Source organism: Serratia sp. CY47280 (genome assembly GCF_052168655.1).
Taxonomy (GTDB): domain Bacteria; phylum Pseudomonadota; class Gammaproteobacteria; order Enterobacterales; family Enterobacteriaceae; genus Serratia; species Serratia bockelmannii.
The window spans coordinates 439,038-463,701 of record NZ_JBJNMG010000002.1 but is presented as its reverse complement, the minus strand read 5'-3'; the positions used below and the strand labels follow the sequence as shown (position 1 = coordinate 463,701).

Below are 24,664 nucleotides of genomic sequence, written 5' to 3'. Positions count from 1 at the left end.
AACAAATAGTAGATCGAACATGAGAACAGGATCAAGCAGATGAGGGAAAATAAAGTAAAAACGAGTTAATACATTTGGTTAGTTCGTATCGCACGGCATACGCTCCCCCACGACGGGGAGCGATAAGAAAAATTCAGTTCCTCGCCACCTCGCACCGGTAGTCCTGAATTTCACCGGCCGAGCCCAGGTTGAGATCGGTCAACTTCAAACGGTTTGCCAACAGCAGCATTTCGCCCTGCGGGCTGACCGCCAGCGCCAGGCCGTAATTGCCGATGCTGTCGCCCTGCTCGACCACGTAGTTTTGCAACAAGCGGAAAGGATCTTCGTGGGTTAAATCGGTGCCCGCCAATTTTCTGGCCAGATAGTGATGGCCGACTAATTTCACCGCCAGCGGCCGCCACTGTTGATCTAATTGCTCCGCCTGTTCCCCCAGCACGTTATAGACATCCTGGCGCAAGCAGGCAACGTGAATATGCAGCTGATTTTGAGAGCGGCCATATTTCGAATTGACCGCAAGAGAAACCCATGCGTCTTTTAACGGTTTACCCAGCTCGCCGGATATATGTTCCCTATTATTCCAGGCCTGGGAGAAATAAGGCGGCGTCCGATCCGCTTGCAATATCGGGCTCTCGATGCCGCTGACCTTTTCGGTCGGCATCACCAGATCGTGATAGGGGCCTTTGCTGTCCTTAAACAGCACATAACCCTCGGTTAAATCAACCTTTAAGCAGGGCGCCGGATCGTGGTTTTGCTGCTGATTGGGCACGCACTGTCGGCTGACGATTTGCCACAGCGCATTCGGATTGCCGCGCCCAAAGAACCACCACAGCACCGCCGCCAGCAGCAAAATGACAAGCAAAATAATTAATAGTCTGAAAAGTCTTTTCATCGCGACGCCCTGTTTATCTATTCCATACCGAAAGGAGCGCCAGCATAAACCAAGGCTCTGGCATCGACCAGAATATTATCCTTAATGTCACCTTTCATTGACGTCTTGTTAGCAATGGATAATTAAAAATAAGCCTCCACCTGAGTAATTTAAGGTAAATTAATACCGCAGGTTGAATATGAGTGTGATATAAGCAGCCGGGACTCTCTTTATATAAGGAACCGATAAGATGCCAACGATGGGCAAATCCCTCCATTACCTCGACGTAGGGTCGGGCTTTCCGTTGCTGCTGGGCCACAGCTATCTGTTCGATCTGAATATGTGGGCGCCGCAGTTTGAAGCGCTGGCTAAACGCTACCGCCTGATCGTGCCGGATCTCTGGGGCCACGGCGATTCACCGGCGCTGCCGCCCGGGCGAAACAGCCTGTCGGATATCGCCGCCGACCATTTGGCGCTGATGGATCGTTTGGATATCGAAGAGTTCGGCATCGTCGGCCTGTCCGTCGGCGGCATGTGGGGCGCCGAACTGGCGGCGCTGGCGCCGGAGCGGGTGAAAGTGCTGGCGCTGCTGGACAGCTACCTGGGCGACGAAACCCCAGAAGCGCGGCAGCGCTATATGGGCATGTTGGCCGCCGTGGAGCAGGCCGGCGCCATCACGTCGCCCCTGCTGGAACATGTCGCGTCGCTGTTTTATTCCGATGATGTCCCCGATGCCTTATTGCAATCGCTGTTGTGTCAGCTCCAGAGCCTGCCTGCCGATCGCCTGCGCGAGAGCATCGTACCGCTGGGCCGGATGATCTTTGGCCGCCCCGACAAGCTGGCGCTGCTGGAACACATCACCGCCGCCAGCATCGTCATTACCGGCGCACAGGATAAGCCGCGCCCACCGGCAGAGGGCCAGCGCATGGCGGATCTTCTCGGCTGCCAACATGTGCTGATCCCCAACGCCGGGCATATCAGCAACAAGGAAAACCCGGCGGCGGTCAACGAAACGCTGCTGGCATTTCTGGCTGAAAACACCACGCCGCTGTTCTGGTAAGATTCTCCGGGCCGCCAGGCCCGGCGAGTCATTCCGTACGCCGCATAAATCCGTGTCGGCTCAGTATGCCCTGCCCTTGTTCGCTCAAGATAAATGCGGCCAACCGCTGCGCACCGTCATCCAACAGGCATAAACCATAATCCGCCTCGATATCCAACGGTGGCGCCAGCGGCCGCACCGCCAACGCCGGGTAGGCCGCCAACGCCGGAGCATAGCTGGCATAGCCGAGAAAAATATCTGCCTGCCCGCCGGCTATCAGATATTCCGCCGCCAGTCGGCCTGCAGGCACCGGGGCAGAATCTATCCCGCCGACTAACGGTAACGCCCGCCGGCGTAGCGCTTCCCCCTGCCCCGGCCAGTATTGCTCGCAGCGTTCAAAAAGCTGCAGCGCATAATCGCCGGAAGGATCCGCTCCCGGTGTCGAAGTGGCCAGCCGCCAGCGCGGATCGCACAATACCTCAGGAAGCGGACGCTCGGTTAATGCCGGCACGTTGCGTACCGTGGCGCATAGCCGATTGCGCGCAAAAACCTGTATCGCCCCCGCCATCCCGAGATCCGCCAACCTTTGCGGGTGCGCCACGTTGGCCGAGGCGAACAGCTGTGGCCGCTCGCCGTACTCTATCCGTTGGCGCAACAACCCCGCCGGGCCGAATTCCGCCGAAACCTTTTGCCCGGTGTCGCGCTGAAATGCCGACAGCAGCGGCGTAAACGCCAGCCGCAGGCTGCCGGCGGCAAACAGCAGGATATCACTCATCATGTCGCTCCAATTGGCTGCGATACAGCGGCACCAGCGTCGCGTAGCGGCGGCCCGCCACCGTCAGCGGCATCCGTTCGATCGCCAGGCCGAACAAGGGTGACAGGGAATGTGCCGTTAACACCTCGCGGCAGGCACCGAGCTGGCTGCGCCCTTCCTTGCCCAGCAGCAAAGCCCGATCCGCCACCGCATGTGCATGGTTGGGCTGATGCGTGGAGAACACCACCGCCAACTGCTGTTCCCGCGCCAGGCGCGCCATCAGACTCAATACCCGATCCTGGTAGTGCAGATCCAGCGCCGAAGTCGGTTCATCCAGAATCAACACCTCGCAGCGCATCGCCAATGCGCGGGCGATCATCACCAACTGGCGTTGGCCGCCGGACAGGCTGCCAAACTCGCGCTCTGCCAGGTGCTGCAAATCCAACGACTGCAACGCTTCTCTGGCCAGCCGATGATCCTTGGCTGACGGTGAACGGAACAGGCCGACATGGCGTGCCCGCCCCATCAACACGATATCCAGCACCCGGTAGGCAAACGGCGGCGAAAAGTGCTGCGGGACAAAGCCCATCTCGCCGCAGCGCTCAATCTCGCCGGATTGCGGCGTCAGGCTGCCTAACAGCAGTTGCAGCAGCGTGCTTTTACCGCGCCCATTCGGGCCCAATACCGCCAGCACTTCGCCGCGCCGCAGCTGAATCTCCAGGTGTTGGAACAGCGGGGGCCCGCCAGGCCAGGCAAAACTCACGCCCCTGGCGGCCAATAACGTGTCAGTCATGCCAGCCTCTCACTTGCGCGCGGCGCAGCAGCAGTGCGAACAATGGCGCGCCAATCAGCGCAGTCAAAATGCCCAGCGGGATTTCGCTGCTGCTCAACGTACGCGCCAAATCGTCGATCAACAGCATGTACAGGGCGCCCAGGCAAAGCGAAGCCGGCAACAGGCGCCGGTGATCCGGCCCCACCAGCCGTCTTGCGACGTGCGGGATCACCAAGCCGACCCACCCGATGCTGCCGCTGACCGCCACCTGGGCGGCCACGATGGCGGCGCACAGCGTCAATATCAGCCAGCGGGTGCGCTCAACGTTGACGCCGAGCGCACCGGCATCTTCATCGCCTAACGACAGCAGATTGATGCGCCAGCGCAGCGCCAGCAGCAAGCCGCCGGCCAACAGCAAAGGCAAAAACAGCATCAGCAGCTTTTGCCGATCGGCGGTGGCAAAGCTGCCGAGCAGCCAAAATACAATGCTCGGCAGCTTCTCTTCGGTATCCGCCAGATATTGCATCAGGCTGACGCAGGCGGAGAAAAAACCGCTGAGGATCACCCCCGCCAGTACCAACGAGAGAATATTGCGCCGTGCAATGGCGCTGGTGAGGGTGAAAATCAACAGCAGCGCCGCCATGCCGAAAACAAAAGCCGACAGCAGCAGCGCCGCCAACGGCAGGCTGAGCAGGATAGCCAGCGTACCGCCAAAGGCCGCGCCGGAAGACACGCCGATAATATGCGGATCGACTAGCGGGTTGCGAAAGACGCCTTGCAAAGCCGCGCCACACAGGGCCAGCGCCGCGCCGGCGCCCATCGCCAACAGCACCCGCGGCACGCGCACCCCCAGGATCACCTGGCGTTGGACAGCATCGATGCCTGCATAATGCTGCCCGGTGAACGGCTCCAGCAAAATCATCAGGCTGTGCGTAATCGGCACCTGAAAGCGGCCAACACCGAGCGAAAACAGCGCGCAGCACAGCGTCAGCAGCGCCAACCAACCCAGCTTCATTGCCCGCTCTGGCAACAGGTGGCGCGGTAATAGCGTTGATAGTAAGTATCGACCCGCTGCTGCAGATGGATATCGGCAAAACGCTGCGGGTAAAGTTTTTTCGCCATCCACAACTCACCCAACGCCATCGCCTCCGGCATCGGATATCCCCAGGCCTTGGCGTACTCCGGCATCAGGTAGACCCGCTTATTCTTCACCGCGTCAATCGGCTGCCACTGCGGTGACGTCAGGATCTGTTTCACCACGTCCGGGTAGCGTTCTTGCACGAAAATCACCGCCGGATCCCACTTCAGGACATCCTCGATAGAGACCTGTTTAAACCCCTGGATCTCTTTCGCCGCCACGTTGAGCGCACCCGCGTGCCGCATCATCAACCCGGTATATTTGCCGGCACCGTAGGTGGTGAGATCGGGGTTGGCCATATACACCCGCACCCGCCGATCGTCCGGCAGCGTGCCCAGCCGTTCGGCGACCAGGGCACGCTGCTGAGTGACGTCCTTAATCAGCGCTTCGGCCTGAGGCTGACGCTCCATCACCTCGCCAATCAGCCGAATACCGTCCTGCAGCCCCAGCGTATAGGCCCGATCTTCATCGCTCAGTTGAGGATTCATTTTGCCCGCCTGATCGGCCGCCTCGCGGCGCAGCGAGATAGCCACCACCGGAATGCCCACCCGTTCGATCTGTGCAATCATTTCCGGCGGCGCATAGTTGGCCACAAACACCACCTGTGGATGCAGGCCGAGCAGGCTTTCAATATTCACCGAAGTCAGATCGCCCGGCATCGGCAGGGTTGCCAGCGTCGGTGCCAGCCGCAGGTAGTTTGGCCCCAGCTGCTTTTTCCAACTGCTAAGCACGCCGACCACCTGCGGCATCGCATCAAGCTGCACCAATAGGTTCAGCGTCTGGTGTTGCAGCACCACGGCACGGGTAATGTGATCGGGCAGCGTGACCTGACGGTTGAGCTGATCGGTGACCTGGCGATCCGCCAGGGCGGCGGTAGAGAACAACACGAGCGCCAGCATCAGGCGCGGGAGAAAGTTAAACATGGCAGTGACCGGTTGATTATCGTTATATATCTAATAATATAGCGATGAGCATGGCGAAACAATCAGCGAGATCAAACCCTATGCCATGTATGCAGGAAGAAAAACGAGGAGATAACGATGGGAAAGAAACGGATCCGCCGGAACGCCGGCAGATCCTGAGCACCAGAACGAGCGCGTGAAAAGCGCTTATTGGCCGATAGACGTCAGGCCCTGGCGGGTCCCTTCGTCAGCCTGCTGGCACCACGCCTGCAGCCCCTGCGGTGCTTCCTTCTCCAACGCGACCACTTTGCCGTCGTCGTTCAGCACATTGCCTTCACGCCCCATCGCTTCACGCTTGTCGCCGTCGCGGGTATCAACGCCGCCCGGAATAGCCGCCACGTAGGCCACCATTTTCTTGGCATTGTCGATGCTCTCCGCTTTCAGGAAACCTTTATCGACGCAGTAGGACATCAGCCCGGCGGTATTACGCGTGATGTCATAGACGTTCTTCAACGCGGCAGGATCCATCCCTTCGGCATTGGCGGTGTTAAACAGGCCCAGAGTCGCGGCAATCATGCCGGTCAGAATGCTCTTTTTCATTGTTATCTCGTTTTAATAATGAAGTAGTTAATTTTTAATTATTCACAAAAAAATGTGAATACCGCTACGATATAACGGCGGCCTAGATTAACACAACACTAACGCGTTAATAACTGTGGTTAAGTTAGCGCCTAATAAAATAAAAACGCATGGTGGGGTTATTGCCTCCTCCCGGCGTCAGTTTTTTACGTTCGACATTGACCGCGCTCAATTCAAATTTAAAATAGTCTCATCATGGAATTATTCGTAACGAAATCGTTGGCCCGCGGTCAATCACGTTCCGCACTTTGCCAACCCGCCCCGGCGTGGCATAGCCTGTTAAGACGCGCCATGCCATAGTGGAAGGGGATTCGCTTGAACCCTTCCGTCCGGCCGCCGCAATGCGACGATAAAACCCTTCTCGATATCACGATGAATTTATATCTTTATCCGGCGGTGCTTATTGCGCACCGCTTGGGCATCTTTGAGTTTATTGCTCAGCCCCCCGCAGCCTGGCCAATATATGCACTCAGGCCAATCTGGAAAGACGCCCAGCGGAAACGTTGGCCATGGCGCTATTGGCATTGAAATTGATCGCCAGAGACGGCGATACATTCTCTCTCTAGCCGGAAGCGGAAACCTTTTTGTTAAAAAACAACCCGCATTACTTCGGTTATTTTTGGGATTTGATGATTGAAAACAGCGAAATTTTCTCGCTGAAAAACCTGGAAAACGCCATCAGAAAAAATACCTCGCCGATCTACGACGAGCAGGAGCTGTTCGAAGCGCATACGCTCGACGCCGACAGAATGCGGCGTTTTACCCACGCCATACCCAGCCTGAGCGTGGGATCGGCCAGCGTTTGGCCGCGCTGCCCCCCCTCGCTCGGCGCTGGATATCGCCGACCAACTGCTCGACGTCGGCGTCGGGCCTGCTCAATTACTGCCGTCGCTCGGCTACTACAGCATCGTGACGGCGCAAAAAACCCAGGCTTAGCGGTTCACCGAACGCGCCATGCGGCTGTAGGTATGGCGCACGCCGCGAATCGCCACGCTGTAGGCGAAGATGTTTTCCGGCAGCGCCAGCCCCAGATAGCCGGTATCGCCGATATGGTGCAGGTCCGCGCCGGCCATTTTGCTCATCAGCGCAATCTGCCGCACGGTCTGCACGTCGGCCCCCTCTTGCGAGGTGCCGATCGCCGTCATCGCCAGCGCTCCCTGCCGCTGGGCATAGGCGATCAGCGCCGCCACTTTTTCCTGCGACATGCCGGGAATGGTGCCCGGCGCCGGCAACAGCACGATGTCGGCACCGTTTTCCACAAACAGCGCGATGTCCTGCTCGCCGATCAGCTGGCTGCCGCTTTCGCGCACAATGCCGGCGCCGTGCATCTTGCCGGTCACCAGCACCATCTCGTCGCCCACTTCATCGCGAATCGCTTTCAGCGCGGCGGCGATCGCCTGATTGCTGACGCCGTTGTTCGGGTTGCCGGTCAGCACCAGCATGCGCGCGCCGAGCTGATACAGCTTGCGGGCATTCTCGGCGGTGGCGGCGCGGCCCGCCGTCATCTGCCAGAAGTCGTTATGTTCGGTGGCGAAAGCCGGATCGACGGCCTCCAGGTTCACCCCGATCACCCGCCCGGTCAGGCGCTGCAGCGTGCGCAGCGCCTCCTGCGGCGGCACGTCGGCGGGCAGGCCCGCGATATGCGGACGATCGACGTCGAACAGGTTCAACAGCAGCAGGTCGGCGCCCTGGCTGGCCGCCAGTTCGGCGTTGGTGACGTTATTGAGCAGCGGCTGAGTGACCGCGATGGTTTCGCTGACCAAGATGCGCCCTTCGCTGGCGCGGATGGCATAGAGCAGATCGGCTTTGCCGATATCGGCCAGATCGCTGGCGCTGCAGTCCAGATAGCGTTTCATGAGGCAAGCTCCGGTGACGTTAGCGGAAAGGGATGGATGCCCCCTCTCCCACCGCAGTGAAAGAGGGGGAAAAGGTTACTTCAGCGTAAAACTTTGCGCCTGCACGTTGTCGGAATCCAGGCCGACGAACACGTTGAATTTGCCCGGCTCCGCCCCCCATTTCAGGCTGGCGTTGTAGAACTTCAGATCGTCTTCGCTAATCGGCAGCTCAACCTGCTGCGACTGACCGGCCTTCAGCGTCACTTTCTTGAAGTTGCGCAGCTCTTTCACCGGGCGGCTGACCGAGGCGGTCACGTCCTGCAGATACAGCTGCACCACCGTGGCGCCGTCGTACTTGCCGGTATTCTTCAGCGTGACGCTGGCGGTTAACTTGCCGTTGCGCGCCATCGTCGGGCTGGACAATTTCAGGTCCGACAGGCTGAAGGTGGTGTAGCTCAGGCCGTAGCCGAACGGATACAGCGGGCCGTTCGGCGAATCGAAGTAGCGCGAGGTGTACTTGCCCGGATTCTCCTTGCCGAACGGCCGGCCGGTGTTCAGGTGGTTGTAGTACATTGGGATCTGGCCGACCGAGCGCGGGAAGGTCATCGGCAGCTTGCCCGACGGGTTGTAATCGCCGAACAGCACGTCCGCCACCGCGTTGCCGCCCTCGGTGCCGCTGTACCAGGTTTCCAGCATCGCGTCCGCCTGCTCGCTCTCCCAGCTCAGCGCCAGCGGCCGGCCGTTCATCAGCACCAGCACCAGCGGCTTGCCGGTGGCTTTCAGCGCGGCAATCAGATCGCGCTGGCTCTGCGGGATCGTGATGTCGGCGCGGCTGGAGGCCTCGTGCGCCATACCCTGCGATTCCCCCACCACCGCCACCACCACGTCGGCCTTGTTCGCCGCCTGTACCGCTTCGTCGATCATTTGCTGCGGCGAACGGGTATCGAACGCCACCGCCGGCTCATACTCGTTCAAATAGTCGATGATGCCTTTATCCTGCGTGACGTTGGCGCCCTTGGCGTACAGAATGCGCGCCTTGTCGCCCACCGCCCGCTCCAACCCCTCACGCAGGGTGACCGACTGCTTGACCACCCCGGCGGCCGACCAACTGCCCATCACGTCACGCTGGCTGTCGGCCATCGGCCCGACCAGCGCGATGGTCGCCTGCTTGCTCAGCGGCAGCGTCTGCTTATCGTTCTTCAGCAGCACCATCGTCTTGCGCGCCACCACCCGAGCTTCGGCGCGGTGCAGGCGGCTTTCGGCGTTGGTGTCCTGCGGATCGGAACCCGCCGGGCCCAGATGCACGTAAGGATTGGTGAACAGCCCCATGTCGTATTTGGTGTTCAGCACGTCGCGGCAGGCGCGGTCGATATCGCTTTCAGACACCAGTCCGTCTTTCACCAAGCCCGGCAGGTATTTGTCGTAGAACTCGTCGCTCATGCTCATGTCGACGCCGGAGGTGATCGCCAGGCGTACCGCGTCGCGCGCGTCGGCGGCCACGCCGTGCTTAATCAGTTCCTTAATCGCGCCGTGGTCGCTGATGGTGATGCCTTTAAAGCCCCACTGCTCGCGCAGCAGATCTTTCAGCAGCCACGGGTTGGCGGTGGCCGGCACGCCGTTCACCGAGTTGAGCGACACCATCACCCCGCCGCTGCCGGCGTCCACCGCCGCTTTGTAAGGCGGCAGATAGTCCTGATGCATGCGCAGCGGGCTCATGTCGACGGTGTTGTAATCGCGGCCGCCTTCGACGGCGCCGTACAATGCAAAGTGCTTGACGCTGGCCATCACCGAACCGGGTTTGGCCGGATCGCCGTTCTGGAAACCGTCGACCATCACCTTGGCGATTTTCGAGACCAGCCAGGTGTCTTCGCCGAAGCCTTCGGAGACCCGGCCCCAGCGCGGATCGCGGGTGATATCGACCATCGGCGCGAAAGTCATGTTCAGGCCGTCGTCGCTGGCCTCTTGTGCCGCGACCCTGGCGCTGAGCGCGATGGCTTCCAGATCGAAGCTGGCCGCCAGCCCCAGGCTGATCGGGAACACGGTGCGCTGACCGTGCACCACGTCATAGGCGAAGAACAATGGGATTTTCAGGCGGCTGAGCTGCATCGCCTGATCTTGCATCACCCGGATATCCGGCCGGGTGACGGTATTGAAGATGGCGCCGATCTGCCCTTTGCGGATCCCCTCGCGGATCGCTTCTTTCGGGTTATCCGGCCCGACGCTGATCAGCCGCAGCTGGCCGATCTTCTCTTCCAGCGTCATCTGCTTCATCAAATTGGACACGAAGGCGTCGCGCTGCTGGGCGTGAATGCCCTGCCTTATCGGCGTTTCCTGCGCAAAAGCCGGACTGAGGGCCAGACCGGACAACATACTCACCACACAAAGCCATTTCATCTTGTTTTATCTCAGGCGTGTTTCCGCCGCTAAAGCCGCGGGGTTTAATCGGAGTGAAGAAACAGTTTGCCACACTCTGTTTCATCGCCAAGGGAATTCGCATCGCTAATGTTTACAAAGCATTACAGGTCATCGGCAGGTAATTCTGTAGCCGGGCGCGGCTGTCGGCGGCCTCCGCCGCCAGAAAATCGACCAGCGCGGTTAACGTCGGCGGCGCCACCGTGCGTTCAGGATAGACCAAATAATAGGCCGCGCCGCTGCTGACGCAGAGCGGGAACGGCGTCACGATACGCTGCGCCTGAATATCCTCCTCCAGCAGGCACAGATCGCCGATGGCGATGCCAAACCCCTGCAGCGCGGCGCTCATCGCCAGATCGAGGGTATCAAAATGCTGGGCCTTGCCGGACGGCAACGCATCGGCGCCCGCTGCCTTCAGCCAGCGCAGCCAGTCGCGCCGATCGCGCGTCGGGTGCAGCAGGGTTTTGTCCGTCAAGTCCGTCAGCCGAGGCGTCGGCGGCAGAAATGTCGGCGTGCAGACCGGCGTGAGGATTTCATCGAACAGCAGGTGCGCGGTCAGCTTTTTACCCGGCGGCCGGCCGAATACCACCGCGGCGTCAAACTGCTCGGTACTGAAATCCAGGCCGTGCGACACCGAAGCGGTCAGCTCGATATGCATGTCCGGCCGTTCATTTTGCAGGCGAATAATGCGCGGCAGCACCCAACGCATGGCGCAGGTCGGGCATTTGATGCGCAGCGCCCCTGGCGGGGCGGCGGCCCGCGTCAGGGCTTCATCCAACTGCCCCAGCGCTTGCTGCACCGGCGCCAGCAGCTGCGCGCCCTGCGGCGTCAGCGCCAAACCGCGCGCCTGACGGCTGAACAGCGGATAGCCCAGACGCTGTTCCAGCCCGAGAATTTGCCGGCTGACCGCCCCCTGCGTCAGGTGCAGCTGCCGGGCGGCATGGGTAAAGTTGAGGCGTTGCGCCACCACCACAAAGGTTTTCAACACGTCGAGCGACGGCAGGGATATCGGCATAGCGTGCCTCGATTAGGTATGATCGTAGTGCATGGCAAGTATGACAAACTTTCCCTTGTCCGCCTACGCCGGCTGATGCTTAATCGTTCAACACTTCCCTGTTTGCCTGGAGCCCATCATGCAGAGCGCCTGCTCACCCCGCTCGAAGCTGCCGGACGTCGGCACCACCATCTTCACCGTCATTGGCCAACTCAGCGCCGAACATCAGGCCCTCAACCTGTCGCAGGGCGCGCCCAATTTCGCCGGAGACCCGCAGCTGATCGAGGCAACGGCACAAGCCATGCGCGCAGGTCATAACCAATACGCGCCGATGAGCGGCGTGGCGGCATTACGTGCTGCTCTGGCGGAAAAAGCTGAACGATTGTATGGCGCGCGCTATGACGCCGACGAAGAAATCACGGTGATCGCCAGCGCCAGCGAAGGGCTGTACTCGGCGATCAGCGCGCTGGTGCATCCCGGCGACGAGGTGATCTATTTCGAACCGGCGTTCGACAGCTATGCGCCGATCGTGCGCCTGCAGGGCGCCACGCCGGTGGCGATCAAACTGTCGCTGCAGGACTTTCGCGTCGACTGGGACGAAGTGGCCGCCGCCATCAACGGCAAAACGCGCATGATCATCGTCAACACGCCGCACAACCCGACCGGCGCGGTGTTCGACGCGCAGGATATCGACCGCCTGACCGCCCTGACCCGCGACACCGATATCGTGATCTTGTCCGACGAGGTCTACGAGCATGTGGTGTTCGACGGCGATATTCACCACAGCATGGCGCGCTATCCGCAGCTGGCGGAACGCAGCGTGATCGTCTCGTCGTTCGGCAAAACCTACCACGTCACCGGCTGGCGCGTTGGCTATTGCCTGGCGCCGGCGGCGTTGATGGACGAGATCCGCAAGGTGCACCAGTTCATGGTGTTCTCCGCCGATACGCCGATGCAGTACGCCTTCGCCGCCGCGCTCGCCAATCCGCAGAGCTACCTGGGGCTGGCGGCGTTTTACCAACAAAAGCGCGATCTGCTGGCCAGCGCCCTGCAGGATTCGCGCTTTGAGCTGCTGCCCAGCCGCGGCAGCTTCTTCATGCTGGCCCGCTTTAGCGGCTTCAGCCACGAAAGCGACAATGATTTCGCCGTGCGCTTGATCCGCGAAGCGAAGGTAGCGACGATCCCGCTGTCGGCGTTCTACAGCGACGGCACCGATACCGGCCTTATTCGGCTGAGTTTTTCCAAAGATAACGAGACCCTGCTGGAAGGCGCGCGCCGCCTGAGCCAGGTGTAATTTTTTGTCCGACCATGGGAAAGGGGCACTGCCTATGAAAGCTTTGAAAACGCTGTTCGCCGCCGGATGCCTGCTGGCCGCCGGCTCTTCTCTGGCGGCGGAAAACAGCCTGCGTTTCGGCCTGGAAGCGCTGTATCCGCCGTTCGAATCCAAATCCGCCAGCGGCAAACTGGAAGGGTTCGACATCGAGCTGGGCGACGCGGTGTGCGCCGCCGCGCAGTTGCAATGCAGCTGGGTGGAAACCTCGTTCGACAGCCTGATCCCGGCGCTGCAGGCGCGCAAGTTCGACGCCATCAACTCGGCGATGAACGTGACCGAACAGCGGCGCCAGGCGATCGCCTTTACCGACGCCATCTATCAGGTGCCGAACCGCCTGATCGCCAAGGCCGACAGCGGCCTGCAGCCGGACGCCAAAGCGCTGGCGGGCAAACACGTGGGCGTGCTGCAAGGCTCGATTCAGGAGATTTACGCCAAAACCCATTGGGCGCCGGCGGGCGTGGACGTGGTGTCTTATCAGGATCAGAATCAGGTTTACCTTGACCTGGCGGCCGGTCGGCTCGACGCCACGCTGGTGATGGCACCGTCGGGGCAAAGCGGCTTCCTGTCGCAGCCGGACGGCAAGGGCTTCGCCTTCGTCGGCGAGGCGGTGCGCGACGACAAGATCCTCGGTGAAGGCATTGCCTTCGGCCTGCGTAAAGGGGATGAGGCGCTGAAGAAGAAACTGGATGCCGCCATCGCCAAAGTGAAACAGCAAGGCACGGTGACGGCGCTGTCGAAGAAGTATTTCGGCGATATCGACGTGACGGTGAAGTGATGGACGGGGGCGGCACCGCCGCCCCCTGCCGCGTTTAGCGATCGAACACCGAACTGTTCAGCGCGCGATCCTGCTGGTGGCGCTCCAGCGCCAATTCGATCAGGCGCGTGATCAGCGCCTGGTAGCTGACGCCACTCGCGGCCCACAGCTTGGGATACATGCTGATGTTGGTGAAGCCCGGCAGCGTGTTGATCTCGTTGATCACCACCTGGTTATCCGGCGTCAGGAACACATCCACCCGCGCCAGCCCGAAGCACTCCAGCGCGCGGAACGCCTTCAGCGCCACCTCACGGATGTGGTCGCTCACTTCCGGCGCGATCGCCGCCGGCACCACCACCTGAGCACCCTGCTCATTGATGTATTTGGTGTCGTAGGAGTAGAAAGCGTCGCTCAGCACGATCTCGCCACACACGCTGGCCTGCGGATCGTCGTTCCCCAGCACCGCGCACTCGATCTCGCGGCCGACGATCGCCGACTCCACCAGCACTTTGTGATCGAAGCTGAAGGCCAGTGCCACCGCCGCGTCAAACTCGGCGCGGTTTTCCACCTTGCTGACCCCGACCGACGAGCCCTGGTTGGCCGGCTTGACGAACAGCGGCAGGCCTAGGCGCTCGCTCAGTTGCTCAAACGTGAACCCGGCGCGGTTGGCGCGGGTCAGGGTGACGAAAGGCGCCACCGCCAGCCCGGCGTCGCGCAGCAGGCGCTTGGTCACGTCTTTATCCATGCTGACCGCCGAGCCGAGCACGCCGGCGCCGACGAACGGCATATTGGCCATGCGCAGCAGCCCCTGCAGCGAGCCGTCTTCCCCCAGCGTGCCGTGTACGATCGGGAAAATGACGTCGAGCTGGCCCAGCGCACCGGCGCTGCCCGCTTCGATCAGCTGCTGTTTTTCCTGGCCCGGGATCAGCGCCACGTTCTTGTTCGAGCGGTTCAGCGCGATCAGCGCCGGGTTCTCGGCGTTGAGCAGGTAGTTGGAGGCGTCGTTGATGTGCCACTGCCCCTGTTTGTCGATCCCCAGCAGCGTGACGTCAAACTTCTCTTTGTCGATTGCATCCACAATGTTTTTGGCCGACTGCAGCGACACCTCATGCTCCGCCGATTTACCGCCAAAAATCACCCCAACACGTAGTTTAGTCACGCCTTAAATCCTTCTGAAAAAATCATGGCAAAAAAGTCGTTCATCACAATAAACGCATTGCCTGGCGGCGGCAATCGTTGTTGCCAGAATCTTCTTACGCCACGGAATGCCACATCGCGACCATCCTAAACGTATACACTTCATATATTGCTTACTTATGGAGACGCCGATGGGCATCGTAAAAATTTCGGACGCGCTGCATGACGATCTGCGCCTCGCCAGCCTGACCATGACGCGTTCGATCAACGCGCAGGCTGAGTACTGGATCAAGATTGGCATGCTGGCGGAGTTCCATCCGGAACTGACTTACCCGCAACTGGTAAAAAAAATGATGAAAGATAACGCGCTGACGCTGAAGGAGATTGTCGGGTGAAAGAGATTGTGATTAAAACGCCGGAAGAGATTGCCAAAATGCGCCATTCCGGCGCTCTGCTGGCCAAAGTGTTTGCTATGCTCGATGAGGTCATCGTCGAAGGCATCTCCACCATGGAGATCAACGACCGCGCCGAGGCGTTTATCGTCGAAGAACTGAAATCGCGCCCGGCCAGCAAGGGGCAGTATGATTTCCCCTATGTGCTCAACACCTCAATCGACGATGTGGTGTGCCACGGGGTGCCGTCGGCCAGCAAAATCCTGCGTTCCGGTATGATTGTCAACGTGGACATCACGCTAGAAAACGGCGGCTATATCGCCGACTCCAGCAAGATGTACTGCATCGGCCAGGCGACGCCGCTGGCCAAACGGCTGGTGAACAACGTCTATGAATCGATGTGGCAGGGCATTCGCGCGGTGAAACCGGGCGCCACCCTGGGTGATATCGGCCACGCCATCCAGCGGCATGCCGAGCAGGCCGGCTACAGCATCGTGCGGGAGTATTGCGGCCACGGCATCGGCCGCGACATGCACGAAGAGCCGGCGGTATTGCACTACGGTCAACCCGGCAGCGGTCTGGTGCTGCAAGAGGGCATGGTGTTCACCATCGAGCCGATGATCAACCAGGGCGACCGCCGCATCAAGCAGAAGAAGGACGGCTGGACCGTGGTGACGCGCGACAAAAAACTGTCGGCGCAGTGGGAACATACCGTGGCGGTCACCGCCGACGGCGTGGAGATTCTGACGCTGCGCGACGAAGAGCGCCGCGCCAGCTACGCCGAACGCTACTAAATACGCAAGCCATTAGCTTAACAAGCTGATAGCTTAATAAGTTATTCACTTGATAACCTCTTAGCTTATGTGCGGCACTCCGGCGCCGCGGTTAAAGCGACGGAGATGACAGGGAGACAGGCAGTATGCAGTCAGGCAATCAGACGTTTATCAATCAGCTCAAAGACATCGTCGGCGGCCCGCAACTGTTGACCGGCGATCGCAACACCGAGCGGTATCGCAAGGGGTTCCGCTCCGGCGAAGGCCAGGCGCTGGCGGTGGTGTTTCCCACTAGCCTGCTGCAGCTGTGGCGCATTTTGCAGGCCTGCGTGGCTGCTGACAAAATCGTCATTATGCAGGCCGCCAATACCGGCCTGACCGAAGGGTCAACCCCCAGCGGCAACGACTATGACCGCGACATCGTCATCGTCAGCACTCTGCGCCTCGATCATATTCAGGTGCTGGACAACGGCAAGCAGGTGGTCGGCTTCCCCGGCAGCACCCTGCACCACCTCGAGAAATTGCTCAAACCCTACGGCCGCGAACCGCATTCGGTGATCGGCTCCTCCTGCATCGGCGCCTCGGTGATCGGCGGCGTATGCAACAACTCCGGCGGCTCGCTGGTGAAACGCGGCCCGGCCTATACCGAAATGGCGCTGTACGCCCAGTTAGGGGAAGACGGCCAGCTGCGCCTGGTGAACCATCTGGGCATCCGGCTTGGCGACACGCCGGAAGAGATCCTCACCCGGTTAGAAAAAGGCGACTATCGCCCGACAGACGTCGAGTACGGCGAGTTGCGCGCCTCGGATAACGAATACGCCAGCCGGGTGCGCGACGTCGATGCCGACACCCCTTCCCGCTTCAACGCCGACAAACGCCGCCTGTACGAAGCTTCCGGCTGCGCCGGCAAGCTGGCGGTGTTCGCGGTGCGGCTCGACACCTTCGAGAAAGAAGGCAAAGAGCAGGTGTTCTATATCGGCACCAACCACACCGCGGTGCTGACCGAACTGCGCCGCCACATGCTGAGCAAATTCGAAAACCTGCCGGTGGCCGGTGAATACATGCACCGCGATATCTTCGACATCGCCGAGGTGTACGGCAAAGACACCTTCATGATGATCGACAAGCTCGGCACCGATCAGATGCCGCGCTTCTTCACCCTGAAAGGCCGCATGGATGCCAGCCTCAACAAGCTGCCGCTGCTGCCGCACAACCTGACCGATCGGCTGATGCAGGGCCTGAGCCATCTGGCACCGAGCCACCTGCCGAAGCGCATGAAGGAATACCGCGAACGTTTCGAACACCACCTGCTGCTGAAGATGGCCGGCCCCGGCGTAGACGAAGCACAGCGCTATCTGACCGACTATTTCGCCCAGGCCGAAGGCGCCTTCTTCGCCTGCACGCCTGACGAAGGCAAAAAGGCCTTCCTGCACCGCTTCGCCGCCGCCGGTGCCGCCGTGCGCTACCACGCGGTGCACGCCGACAAGGTGGAGGATATTCTGGCGCTGGATATCGCCCTGCGCCGCAACGACACCGACTGGTTTGAAACGCTGCCGCCGGAAATCGACAGCCAGCTGGTGCATAAGCTGTATTACGGCCACTTTATGTGCCATGTCTTCCATCAGGACTACGTGGTGAAAAAAGGCGTGGACAGCCATGCGCTGAAAGAAAAGATGCTCGAGATCCTCAACCGGCGCGGCGCCGAGTACCCGGCGGAGCATAACGTTGGCCACCTGTACCACGCCAAACCGGATCTGCAAACGTTCTACCGCACCGCCGATCCAACCAACAGCTTCAACCCTGGCATCGGCAAAACCAGCAAACGCAAAGGCTGGGCCGAAGACCCCCGCTAAACGCCTCACGATCGGCCCGCCGCCGCACCCGGCGCGGGCCTCCTCTGCCCTACCTGCCTCATCGCGATCTTTCTGCGCCTTTAAAGATGCATTTTTATTGCAACTTATAAAATTCCCGATTACCATTCACCCCATCATCGCAAATGAGAATTAATTACAAAGCTGTCATGACGGATACATGACATCCGCCGTGGCATTCACCGCGAAGTTAATGAGAAGGAACCTACCATGAGTCAAACCCTCGATTCCGCCCAGCTGCTGGCCGCGCTCGATAAAGTGATGGTGATCTCCACCACCGATCTGCAGGGCACCATCACCTACGTCAATGACCTGTTCTGTCAGCTGACCGGTTTTTCCCGGGAAGAGCTGGTGGGCCAGCCCCACAGCATCGTGCGCCACCCTTCCGTGCCGAAAGCCGTTTACAAAGCGATGTGGGACACCATCAAGGCGGGCGGTATCTGGACCGGCATCATTCCGAACGTCGGCAAGGGCGGCGTGCTGTACGTGGTCGACACCACGGTGCAGCCGCTGTATGACGCCCAGGGCAATATCGAGGCCTATATCAGCATCCGCCGCGTGATCAACGATCTGATGACCGACTTCGAATCGGTGGAATTCGCCAAAGAACAGTTCGACAACCACTACGACAAGTAACCGCTATGGCCGACATCATCGAACGCATCCTGATTGGTTACGGTTCGGAGTCGGGCAACGCCCGGGCGCTGGCGATGCGCCTGGGCGAGCAAAGCAGCCTGCAACCCTACCGCCCCATGGTTAAAGAACTCAACGCCATCCAGCCCGCTGATGTGGGCGAGCGTGACATCCTGTTGATCGTCTCGAGCTCATTTGGCGACGGCGAACCGCCCGCCAACGCCGAGCGTTTTTCCGACGCGCTGGCGCAATGGCCGGATCCCCCCCGGTTGCGCTACGCCATCTTTGGTCTCGGCGACACCGCGTACCCGCATTTCTGCGGCTTCACGCAGGCGCTGGATGCGCGCCTGACGCAATACGGCGCCCGCGCCATCGTCAATCGCGTCGACGCCGACGTTAACTTCGAACCGTTCTTCACCACCTGGCTGACGACGCTGGGTAAGGTGCTGGCCGGCGATGCCCAGGCGGGTCGCGACTTGCATCTGCGCGTGACCGCCTACGGTGAAGACCATGCGTTCAGCGCCGCCCTCCTCGAACGACGGCCGCTCAGCGCTCGCACGCCGCAAGCCTGGCATCTGCGGCTGAATATCGCCGGAAGCGGCATCGTTTACCGGGCGGGAGATACCGTCTATCTGTTGCCGGAGAACGACGAAGGATTATTGTCCCGGCTGGCAGACTGGCTCGGCAGGCCGGAGGCCGTCGACGCGCTGCGGCGCCGGGAGCTGCGCCAGCTCAGCAAAACGACGCTGCGCGAACTGGCGCAGTTGGCCGACAGCGAAGAGCTCAAAGGCCTGCTGAAGATCCGTCAGCGCAAAGCCCTGGAGAGTTATCTGTACGGCGCCGATCTGCTGGACGTGCTGCACGATTTTTGCCCGCCGCACGCGATCACGCTGGAGAACCTGTTGGCGCTGCTGCCCGTTTGCCTACCGCGCGCCTACTCCATCGCTTCGGCAACACGGGAAGAGAGCCTCGATCTGTGCGTTCGCGACGTGCGTTATGAACGCGGCGGCCGCACGCGGCGCGGCACGGCAACCGGCTGGCTGCTCAAGCATCCCGGTCCTTTCCGTCTTTTCTGCCGCGCCAACCCCGGCTTTTACCTGCCGCGCGACACCGCCTTGCCGGTGCTGCTTATCGGTACCGGTACCGGCATCGCACCGTTGATTGGATTACTGCGCGAAATGGCCGCCCAGGGCGAACGGCGTGAAACCGTCCTGATCTTCGGTGAGAAAAGGCGCGATGAAGACTTCCTGTATGGCGAGGAGTTGGTCACGCTGAACGCGACGGGCGTACTCACACGGCTCATCACGGCATTCTCGCGCGACGCCGCCGACAAGTATTACGTGCAACACGCCATCGACGATCGCGCCGATGTCGTCAGCGGCCTGCTGCAGCGGGGCGCGCATGTCTACCTGTGCGGCAATCGTCAGTATCTGGAACATGCCGTGGCGACGGCGCTGGAGCAAGCCTGCGGGGCGGAAAACCTGTGGCAGACGCTGATCGAGCAGCAGCGCCTGCACCTGGAACTCTATTGAGACAGGGCGGTGTTCACCGCTCCGCGCGCAGCAGCAAGGAGACGATGAACGCGCCCCCCAGCCCCGCCGTAATGATGCCGATGGGCAGCTCCTGATGGGGGATCAGGCTGCGGCTGAGCATGTCGCCGCCGGTCAGCAGCATCGCCCCCAGCAGGCCGCACATCGGTACGGACAAGCGATGGCGCACGCCCACCAGGCGCCGAGCCAGATAAGGCACCATCAGCCCGACAAACCCAATCACGCCCGTCAACGAAACGAGAAACGCCGTGGACAGTGCGCAACACAGAAAGGTCTCGGTGCGCAGGCGCGCCACATTGACCCCCATCGAATGGGCGGTTTGCTCGCCCGCCAGCAGCGCATCCAGCGCCCGCCAACGCAGCGCCGTAAACCCGGCCAGCAGCACAAAACTCGCCAGCGGAATGAACAGATTATCCCAACGCGCCAACCCCAGCCCGCCCAGCGACCAGAACAGCACCGAACCGGCCGCCCGCTGATCGCCGGAAAACACCAGGTAGCTGGTGAGCGCGCTGAACAAAAACGAGACCGCCAGCCCGCAGACGATCAGCTGCTCGGCGCGCCTGACCCGGCTGACGCGAAACAGGATCATCACCGCCATCGCGGACAGAATGCCGCCCACGAAAGCGGACAGCGGCAACGTCAGCGCGCCCAGCGCATCGCCAAAGCGCGTGATGACCAGCACCGCGCCGGCGGAGGCGCCGGAGGAGAGCCCAAACAAAAAAGGATCGGCCAGCTCATTGCGGGTGGTGGTCTGCAGCAGCGCGCCGGTCATCGCCAGCCCGGCGCCGGTTAACGCCGCTAACAAGGCCCTGGGCACCCGCAGTTGCACGACGATGGTGTCCAGCATGCCGGAAAGCGGCGCCGAACCGAGCCCTAACGCCGCAAACGCCTGTCGCCATGACAACGCGACGCTGCCCAGCTGCAGGCTCCAGATCATTAGCCCGCACAACACTGACAGCGCCAGCGGTGCGAGCAGCATAAACCGCCGGGTCGGCGAATTCATTCAGCCTCCGGCGCGTACAGCGCCCGCGCCAGCTTTTCCACCGCGCCGATGTTGGCCGGCCCCGGCGTCAGCTCCGCATACTGCAGTTTCAGATAACGGTGGTGCCGTACGGCGGGGGTCAATTTCATCAACGGGTGAGACTCGAGGAAGCGCCGCAGCGTATCGGCGCCCGACCCGGTCTGGTAATCCAGCAGAATAATGAAGTCGGGCTCGGCCGCCGCCACCGCTTCCCAGGACGCCGTCGTCCAGCTCGCCGGCAAATCGTCCATCACGTTGCGGCCGCCCGCCGCTTCGACGATCGCCGTCGGCATAGCGTATCTGCCGCTGGTGAAAGGCTTCTCCTCCCCCGAGTCATAGACGAACACTTTAAGCGGCGGCTGGCCCGCCGGCCTGGCGGGAAGCGCAGCCAACCGGCGCTGCCAGCCCGCAACCAGCGCGGTGGCCTCTTGCTGCTTGCCGAAAATCTTGCCGAGCTTCAGCTCATCGTCATACAGCAGGTTCATATCGGCCTTTTGCGGCCGCCCGCCGGCCTGTACGCAGCTCTCGCTCAGCACCAGCGTTTTGATGCCGAACGGGGCGAGCGTCTCCGGTGTGACGTCACCGCCGATCTTCATGCCGTAATTCCAGCCGGCGAAGAAGAAATCCGGCTGCGCTGCCAGCAGCGTTTCCAGAGCAGGATATTTCGGCGCCAGTTCGGGAATGGCGCCCATCGCGGCCTTGAAGTCGGGCGTCAGTTTGTACCAGCCGGTGATGCCGGTCAGCCCGACAATGCGATCCTGCAAATGGAGCGCAAAGGCCATCTCGGCCATATTGATGTCGTTGATGACGGCGCGTTGCGGCGCCTGGTTGAAGGTGACCGGCGTACCGCAGCTTTCTACGGTGACGGGAAATTTTTCGGCCGCCGCCGCCCCGCCGGCCAGCAGCAGGAGCAGGGGGAATACGCGTGTGTTCATGTTTCTCTCTGGTTTATCAAGCGCAATGGGGAACGTCAAAAATACGCAGCGTTTTCCCGCTGACGGGGTGCGCCACCTTGAAACTGTTCATGCCGAACACCGGCAAAATCACCGGGGTCTGCAACACCGCCTCGGGCGTACCACAGGCTACCTGGCGGCTTTCGTTGAGCACCAGGATCCGATCGGCAAACGCCTCTGCCACGGGCAAATCGTGCAGCACTGCAATCACGGCAATGTCTTTATTTTTCACTAACGACAGCAGCGCCGAGCGCCCGGGCGGATCGAGGTGATTGGTCGGTTCATCCAGCAACAACAGATCGGGAGACTGCGCCAACGCCCGGGCCAGTGCAGCACGCTGACGCTGACCGCCCGAGAGCCGCCCCAACGGGCGGTGCCTGAGCGGCGCCAGCCCGGTTTCCCCGATGGCCTCGTCAACAATGCGCTTTCCCGTCGCAGAGCGTTCGCCATGCGGTAAACGGCCCAACGCCACGTAGTCCTCAACCGACAGCCGCAAATCCGGCAGATCGTTTTGTGCCAGAAAGGCGATGCTTCTGGCGCGTTCCGCCGCCGGCCACTCGGACAAGGCGCGCCCTCGCCAGTAAATGCCGCCGCTGTCCGGCCGCGTTTCGCCGATCAGGGCACGCAACAGGCTGGACTTGCCGCTGCCGTTAGGGCCGATCACCGCCAGCTTTTCACTGGAACGGAGCGCGAAATGGATGTTGTCGAGTATCAATGCCCCGCCGTGGCCGGTCAGGCTAACGCCATCAACGCGGAGGATGTCGTGAACTGAATTCATTATGCGTCAATTGTTATATTATAACATATCAATATTTTTACCACGATTCCGCGCCTTCTGCAAAAGCGAATCGCAACCTCTTTTGCCGCACGCGCTGCGTGCCGCGAGACTGGGAGCAAGCCGCGCCCCTGCGTCAACACTGCGCGGCAAAAGCAACATAGCACACCTTTTAATTAATGATAATGATTTTCATTATCATTTGAATCATTGTGATTTCCGATTGCACGCACCGCTGAACTTGGTTATGTTTGAAGCGATTAGTTTTATTTCCGGTTTGCAGGAACCCCTATGACTCCGTTGGCGCACAGCACAGATCCGACTCTTACGACCGCTCCGGCCGTCGTTTTGCTGTGTGCTTCCTCTGCCCCACCCGCCGTTTCCTCTGTCGTTTCAGCGGTTGCCGCTTACCCGCCACGCATTGTGGTTGTGCGCTAAGCCACACCGACTTTTACCTCCGGCTTATTGATCTGTTGCGTTCAGGCGTAGACCGCCGCGCGCGCCGGAGCCTGTAATTTTCACGACAGGTGAAATTGATATGCGATTACCTTCTCTCTGGGCCAATGCCGGCCTGGCTACGCTGTTCGTCCTGCTTTGGAGCAGCGGCGCGATCTTCTCCCGTTGGGGGTTGGAGCACGCCTCCGCCTTCGCTTTTCTGTTCTTCCGCTGCGCCATCGCGCTGGCGGTGCTGTTGGTCATCGGCCTGTGGCAGCGCCAGTGTCTCCCCGCCCCCGGCACCCGCTGGCGCGTCGTGCTGATCGGCGTGCTGATGATCGGCAGCTATCAAATCTGCTATCTGCTGGCGCTGGAACAAGGTATTACGCCCGGCGTGCTGGCGACGCTGCTCGGCGTACAGCCGATCCTCACCCAGTTCATCACCGAGCGGCGTTGCACCGGGCTGCGGGCACTCGGCCTGGCGCTGGCGATGGTCGGGCTGACGCTGGTGGTGTACCAAAGCCTGATGGTGGCCCACTTCTCGCTGAGCGGCATGCTGTTCGCCTTTATCGCGCTGGGCTGCATGACCGCCGGCACCCTGCTGCAAAAAGGCATGACGCAGCCGCCGCTGGCGGTCTTGCCGCTGCAGTATGCCGTCGGATTATTGATGTGTACGCTGGCACTGCCGTTTGAGCCGCTGCGGGTCGAATGGCGGCCGGCGTTCGTGCTGCCGCTGCTGTGGATGGCGGTGGTGATCTCGGTGCTGGCGACGTTCTTGCTGTATCGCCTTATCCAGCGCGGCAATCTGGTGCAGGTGACCAGCCTGTTCTACCTGATCCCGGCGGTGACCGCCCTGCTGGATTACCTGCTGCTCGGCCACGCGCTAGCCGCGCTGAGCCTGCTGGGCATGGCGGGCATCGTGCTCGGCGTGATGCTGGTTTTCCGCCGCGCATAAAAGCAAAAGTCCCCGCGCCGTTCCACCGGCGCGGGGGCAACAACAGCCGTTAACTCAGAACAACCAGGAACCGTACCCCCACAGCAGCACCGTCACCCCAAGCAGCAGCTCGAGCAACAGAATGCCGATGGCGAAGGTCGAGCTGGAGAAGATGAACCCTTCCTTACTGTCGATATTCAGGAAGTGCGGGATCCCCAGATTCAGCAGATAGCCCGAATAGCACAGGCCGATAATGCCGACAAACAGACACAGCCAGACGACCGGATAGAGCGCCACTACCCCGCTGAGGAACATCGGGGTCGCCACGTAGCCGGCGAACACCATGCAGCGGTGCAGGCTGGGGCGCGATTCATAACGCCGCGCCATCCAGTGAATGACTTTCCCCATGGCCGCTACGCCCGCCAGCATCAGCAGGTAGAACGCCACGGCGGTATAAAACGCGGTAAACATGTCGAGCCTGATGGCATGTCCCTCGCCGGAGAGCCAGCCCAACTGGGTGGTGCCGATAAAGGCGCAGACCACCGGGATGGCTGCCAAGAGCAACACGTGATGGGTGTATAGGTGCGAGACGCTTTCATTCTCGCTTTTGATCTGTTCGAACTCGGCGCTGGGATGCGCCAGAAGTCCCCAAACATGACTGACCATGAGACACCTCCTATCTCGCCGTAGGCCGCGATCGGCGAACGAATTTCACACCTCCGACGGACTGCTACCCGTGCGAGGATTGCG

Annotated in this window: 24 protein-coding genes; 10 read left to right on the top strand and 14 right to left on the bottom strand. The window is 60.9% G+C overall.

Annotated features, from left to right (window positions below; all coding sequences use genetic code 11):
• Positions 1–133 precede the first annotated feature (133 nt).
• A complete protein-coding gene (locus ACJ8J4_RS11655; protein WP_261456144.1) occupies positions 134–889 on the bottom strand; it encodes a CDP-diacylglycerol diphosphatase in 756 nt (251 codons plus the stop codon).
• Between the two features lie 238 nt (positions 890–1,127).
• On the opposite strand from ACJ8J4_RS11655, the gene ACJ8J4_RS11650 reads away from it, so the two are divergent.
• Positions 1,128–1,928: an alpha/beta fold hydrolase gene (locus ACJ8J4_RS11650; RefSeq protein ID WP_080350744.1), complete on the top strand. Its 801-nt coding sequence runs from the start codon at positions 1,128–1,130 to the stop codon at positions 1,926–1,928.
• A 28-nt stretch (positions 1,929–1,956) separates the two neighbouring features.
• On the opposite strand, the gene ACJ8J4_RS11645 is transcribed toward ACJ8J4_RS11650, so the two are convergent.
• The 8 genes from ACJ8J4_RS11645 to ACJ8J4_RS11610 all read right to left on the bottom strand — a co-directional run bounded on the left by ACJ8J4_RS11645 (position 1,957) and on the right by ACJ8J4_RS11610 (position 11,374).
• On the bottom strand, positions 1,957–2,682 hold the full coding sequence (locus ACJ8J4_RS11645) for a substrate-binding domain-containing protein (protein ID WP_197835643.1): 726 nt from the start codon (positions 2,680–2,682) through the stop codon (positions 1,957–1,959).
• Entirely contained in the window at positions 2,675–3,454 is a 780-nt protein-coding gene (locus ACJ8J4_RS11640; RefSeq protein ID WP_261456143.1) for an ABC transporter ATP-binding protein, read from the bottom strand. Before ACJ8J4_RS11640 ends, ACJ8J4_RS11645 begins: the two co-directional genes overlap by 8 nt.
• The gene (locus tag ACJ8J4_RS11635; protein ID WP_099816731.1) at positions 3,447–4,448 is read right to left on the bottom strand and encodes a FecCD family ABC transporter permease; all 1,002 of its coding nucleotides are present in this window, start codon (positions 4,446–4,448) and stop codon (positions 3,447–3,449) included. The genes ACJ8J4_RS11640 and ACJ8J4_RS11635 overlap by 8 nt, the downstream gene beginning before the upstream one ends.
• Complete coding sequence (locus ACJ8J4_RS11630; RefSeq protein ID WP_148123221.1) at positions 4,445–5,494, bottom strand: ABC transporter substrate-binding protein; 1,050 nt, start codon at positions 5,492–5,494, stop codon at positions 4,445–4,447. Before ACJ8J4_RS11630 ends, ACJ8J4_RS11635 begins: the two co-directional genes overlap by 4 nt.
• Before the next feature lie 186 nt (positions 5,495–5,680).
• Positions 5,681–6,073, bottom strand: coding sequence for a hypothetical protein (locus ACJ8J4_RS11625; protein WP_197835250.1), 393 nt, complete (start codon positions 6,071–6,073; stop codon positions 5,681–5,683).
• A gap of 971 nt (positions 6,074–7,044) precedes the next feature.
• On the bottom strand, positions 7,045–7,968 hold the full coding sequence (locus ACJ8J4_RS11620; RefSeq protein ID WP_033633822.1) for a DUF7916 family protein: 924 nt from the start codon (positions 7,966–7,968) through the stop codon (positions 7,045–7,047).
• 75 nt (positions 7,969–8,043) lie between these two features.
• Positions 8,044–10,341 carry a beta-glucosidase BglX gene (gene bglX, locus ACJ8J4_RS11615; RefSeq protein ID WP_193402678.1) on the bottom strand — a complete coding sequence of 766 codons (2,298 nt, stop codon included), beginning with the start codon at positions 10,339–10,341 and terminating at the stop codon, positions 8,044–8,046.
• A gap of 112 nt (positions 10,342–10,453) precedes the next feature.
• On the bottom strand, positions 10,454–11,374 hold the full coding sequence (locus ACJ8J4_RS11610) for a LysR substrate-binding domain-containing protein (RefSeq protein WP_060432645.1): 921 nt from the start codon (positions 11,372–11,374) through the stop codon (positions 10,454–10,456).
• Between the two features lie 118 nt (positions 11,375–11,492).
• Between ACJ8J4_RS11610 and ACJ8J4_RS11605 the strand changes: the two genes are divergently transcribed.
• Both ACJ8J4_RS11605 and ACJ8J4_RS11600 read left to right on the top strand, forming a co-directional pair.
• Positions 11,493–12,647 (top strand): pyridoxal phosphate-dependent aminotransferase, encoded by a 1,155-nt coding sequence (locus ACJ8J4_RS11605; protein ID WP_122004570.1) that lies wholly within the window; start codon positions 11,493–11,495, stop codon positions 12,645–12,647.
• A 34-nt stretch (positions 12,648–12,681) separates the two neighbouring features.
• The gene (locus ACJ8J4_RS11600) at positions 12,682–13,461 is read left to right on the top strand and encodes an ABC transporter substrate-binding protein (RefSeq protein ID WP_197835246.1); all 780 of its coding nucleotides are present in this window, start codon (positions 12,682–12,684) and stop codon (positions 13,459–13,461) included.
• A 34-nt stretch (positions 13,462–13,495) separates the two neighbouring features.
• Here ACJ8J4_RS11600 and ddlA read toward each other — a convergent pair whose 3' ends face one another.
• On the bottom strand, positions 13,496–14,599 hold the full coding sequence (gene ddlA, locus ACJ8J4_RS11595; RefSeq protein ID WP_015377061.1) for a D-alanine--D-alanine ligase: 1,104 nt from the start codon (positions 14,597–14,599) through the stop codon (positions 13,496–13,498).
• A 169-nt stretch (positions 14,600–14,768) separates the two neighbouring features.
• On the opposite strand from ddlA, the gene ACJ8J4_RS11590 reads away from it, so the two are divergent.
• The 5 genes from ACJ8J4_RS11590 to ACJ8J4_RS11570 all read left to right on the top strand — a co-directional run bounded on the left by ACJ8J4_RS11590 (position 14,769) and on the right by ACJ8J4_RS11570 (position 19,778).
• Positions 14,769–14,972 carry a ParD-like family protein gene (locus ACJ8J4_RS11590; protein WP_006324220.1) on the top strand — a complete coding sequence of 68 codons (204 nt, stop codon included), beginning with the start codon at positions 14,769–14,771 and terminating at the stop codon, positions 14,970–14,972.
• Positions 14,969–15,763: a type I methionyl aminopeptidase gene (map, locus tag ACJ8J4_RS11585; protein ID WP_261424224.1), complete on the top strand. Its 795-nt coding sequence runs from the start codon at positions 14,969–14,971 to the stop codon at positions 15,761–15,763. The genes ACJ8J4_RS11590 and map overlap by 4 nt, the downstream gene beginning before the upstream one ends.
• A gap of 125 nt (positions 15,764–15,888) precedes the next feature.
• Positions 15,889–17,595 carry a D-lactate dehydrogenase gene (gene dld / locus ACJ8J4_RS11580; RefSeq protein ID WP_025301973.1) on the top strand — a complete coding sequence of 569 codons (1,707 nt, stop codon included), beginning with the start codon at positions 15,889–15,891 and terminating at the stop codon, positions 17,593–17,595.
• A 228-nt stretch (positions 17,596–17,823) separates the two neighbouring features.
• Entirely contained in the window at positions 17,824–18,249 is a 426-nt protein-coding gene (locus ACJ8J4_RS11575) for a PAS domain-containing protein (RefSeq protein WP_023447580.1), read from the top strand.
• 5 nt (positions 18,250–18,254) lie between these two features.
• The gene (locus tag ACJ8J4_RS11570; protein WP_025301972.1) at positions 18,255–19,778 is read left to right on the top strand and encodes a flavodoxin domain-containing protein; all 1,524 of its coding nucleotides are present in this window, start codon (positions 18,255–18,257) and stop codon (positions 19,776–19,778) included.
• A gap of 13 nt (positions 19,779–19,791) precedes the next feature.
• Here ACJ8J4_RS11570 and ACJ8J4_RS11565 read toward each other — a convergent pair whose 3' ends face one another.
• Genes ACJ8J4_RS11565 through ACJ8J4_RS11555 form a run of 3 tightly spaced genes read right to left on the bottom strand, consistent with a single transcriptional unit; the run spans position 19,792 to position 22,485 of the window.
• Positions 19,792–20,799 (bottom strand): FecCD family ABC transporter permease, encoded by a 1,008-nt coding sequence (locus tag ACJ8J4_RS11565; protein ID WP_025301971.1) that lies wholly within the window; start codon positions 20,797–20,799, stop codon positions 19,792–19,794.
• The gene (locus ACJ8J4_RS11560; protein WP_049295211.1) at positions 20,796–21,752 is read right to left on the bottom strand and encodes an ABC transporter substrate-binding protein; all 957 of its coding nucleotides are present in this window, start codon (positions 21,750–21,752) and stop codon (positions 20,796–20,798) included. Before ACJ8J4_RS11560 ends, ACJ8J4_RS11565 begins: the two co-directional genes overlap by 4 nt.
• 16 nt (positions 21,753–21,768) lie before the next feature.
• Positions 21,769–22,485, bottom strand: coding sequence for an ABC transporter ATP-binding protein (locus tag ACJ8J4_RS11555; RefSeq protein ID WP_049203840.1), 717 nt, complete (start codon positions 22,483–22,485; stop codon positions 21,769–21,771).
• Between the two features lie 64 nt (positions 22,486–22,549).
• Between ACJ8J4_RS11555 and ACJ8J4_RS11550 the strand changes: the two genes are divergently transcribed.
• Positions 22,550–22,840 carry a hypothetical protein gene (locus ACJ8J4_RS11550; RefSeq protein ID WP_127146440.1) on the top strand — a complete coding sequence of 97 codons (291 nt, stop codon included), beginning with the start codon at positions 22,550–22,552 and terminating at the stop codon, positions 22,838–22,840.
• A 243-nt stretch (positions 22,841–23,083) separates the two neighbouring features.
• A complete protein-coding gene (locus tag ACJ8J4_RS11545) occupies positions 23,084–23,935 on the top strand; it encodes a DMT family transporter (RefSeq protein ID WP_025301968.1) in 852 nt (283 codons plus the stop codon).
• A gap of 54 nt (positions 23,936–23,989) precedes the next feature.
• Here ACJ8J4_RS11545 and ACJ8J4_RS11540 read toward each other — a convergent pair whose 3' ends face one another.
• A complete protein-coding gene (locus ACJ8J4_RS11540) occupies positions 23,990–24,580 on the bottom strand; it encodes a Yip1 family protein (protein WP_019453944.1) in 591 nt (196 codons plus the stop codon).
• Positions 24,581–24,664: the final 84 nt, after the last annotated feature.

Coding starts and splice junctions, on each gene's coding strand:
- ACJ8J4_RS11655 (WP_261456144.1), bottom strand. CDS start 889: ATGAAAAGACTTTTCAGACTATTAATTATTTTGCTTGTCATTTTGCTG.
- ACJ8J4_RS11650 (WP_080350744.1), top strand. CDS start 1,128: ATGGGCAAATCCCTCCATTACCTCGACGTAGGGTCGGGCTTTCCGTTG.
- ACJ8J4_RS11645 (WP_197835643.1), bottom strand. CDS start 2,682: ATGAGTGATATCCTGCTGTTTGCCGCCGGCAGCCTGCGGCTGGCGTTT.
- ACJ8J4_RS11640 (WP_261456143.1), bottom strand. CDS start 3,454: ATGACTGACACGTTATTGGCCGCCAGGGGCGTGAGTTTTGCCTGGCCT.
- ACJ8J4_RS11635 (WP_099816731.1), bottom strand. CDS start 4,448: ATGAAGCTGGGTTGGTTGGCGCTGCTGACGCTGTGCTGCGCGCTGTTT.
- ACJ8J4_RS11630 (WP_148123221.1), bottom strand. CDS start 5,494: ATGTTTAACTTTCTCCCGCGCCTGATGCTGGCGCTCGTGTTGTTCTCT.
- ACJ8J4_RS11625 (WP_197835250.1), bottom strand. CDS start 6,073: ATGAAAAAGAGCATTCTGACCGGCATGATTGCCGCGACTCTGGGCCTG.
- ACJ8J4_RS11620 (WP_033633822.1), bottom strand. CDS start 7,968: ATGAAACGCTATCTGGACTGCAGCGCCAGCGATCTGGCCGATATCGGC.
- bglX (WP_193402678.1), bottom strand. CDS start 10,341: ATGAAATGGCTTTGTGTGGTGAGTATGTTGTCCGGTCTGGCCCTCAGT.
- ACJ8J4_RS11610 (WP_060432645.1), bottom strand. CDS start 11,374: ATGCCGATATCCCTGCCGTCGCTCGACGTGTTGAAAACCTTTGTGGTG.
- ACJ8J4_RS11605 (WP_122004570.1), top strand. CDS start 11,493: ATGCAGAGCGCCTGCTCACCCCGCTCGAAGCTGCCGGACGTCGGCACC.
- ACJ8J4_RS11600 (WP_197835246.1), top strand. CDS start 12,682: ATGAAAGCTTTGAAAACGCTGTTCGCCGCCGGATGCCTGCTGGCCGCC.
- ACJ8J4_RS11590 (WP_006324220.1), top strand. CDS start 14,769: ATGGGCATCGTAAAAATTTCGGACGCGCTGCATGACGATCTGCGCCTC.
- dld (WP_025301973.1), top strand. CDS start 15,889: ATGCAGTCAGGCAATCAGACGTTTATCAATCAGCTCAAAGACATCGTC.
- ACJ8J4_RS11575 (WP_023447580.1), top strand. CDS start 17,824: ATGAGTCAAACCCTCGATTCCGCCCAGCTGCTGGCCGCGCTCGATAAA.
- ACJ8J4_RS11570 (WP_025301972.1), top strand. CDS start 18,255: ATGGCCGACATCATCGAACGCATCCTGATTGGTTACGGTTCGGAGTCG.
- ACJ8J4_RS11565 (WP_025301971.1), bottom strand. CDS start 20,799: ATGAATTCGCCGACCCGGCGGTTTATGCTGCTCGCACCGCTGGCGCTG.
- ACJ8J4_RS11560 (WP_049295211.1), bottom strand. CDS start 21,752: ATGAACACACGCGTATTCCCCCTGCTCCTGCTGCTGGCCGGCGGGGCG.
- ACJ8J4_RS11550 (WP_127146440.1), top strand. CDS start 22,550: ATGCGTCAATTGTTATATTATAACATATCAATATTTTTACCACGATTC.
- ACJ8J4_RS11545 (WP_025301968.1), top strand. CDS start 23,084: ATGCGATTACCTTCTCTCTGGGCCAATGCCGGCCTGGCTACGCTGTTC.
- ACJ8J4_RS11540 (WP_019453944.1), bottom strand. CDS start 24,580: ATGGTCAGTCATGTTTGGGGACTTCTGGCGCATCCCAGCGCCGAGTTC.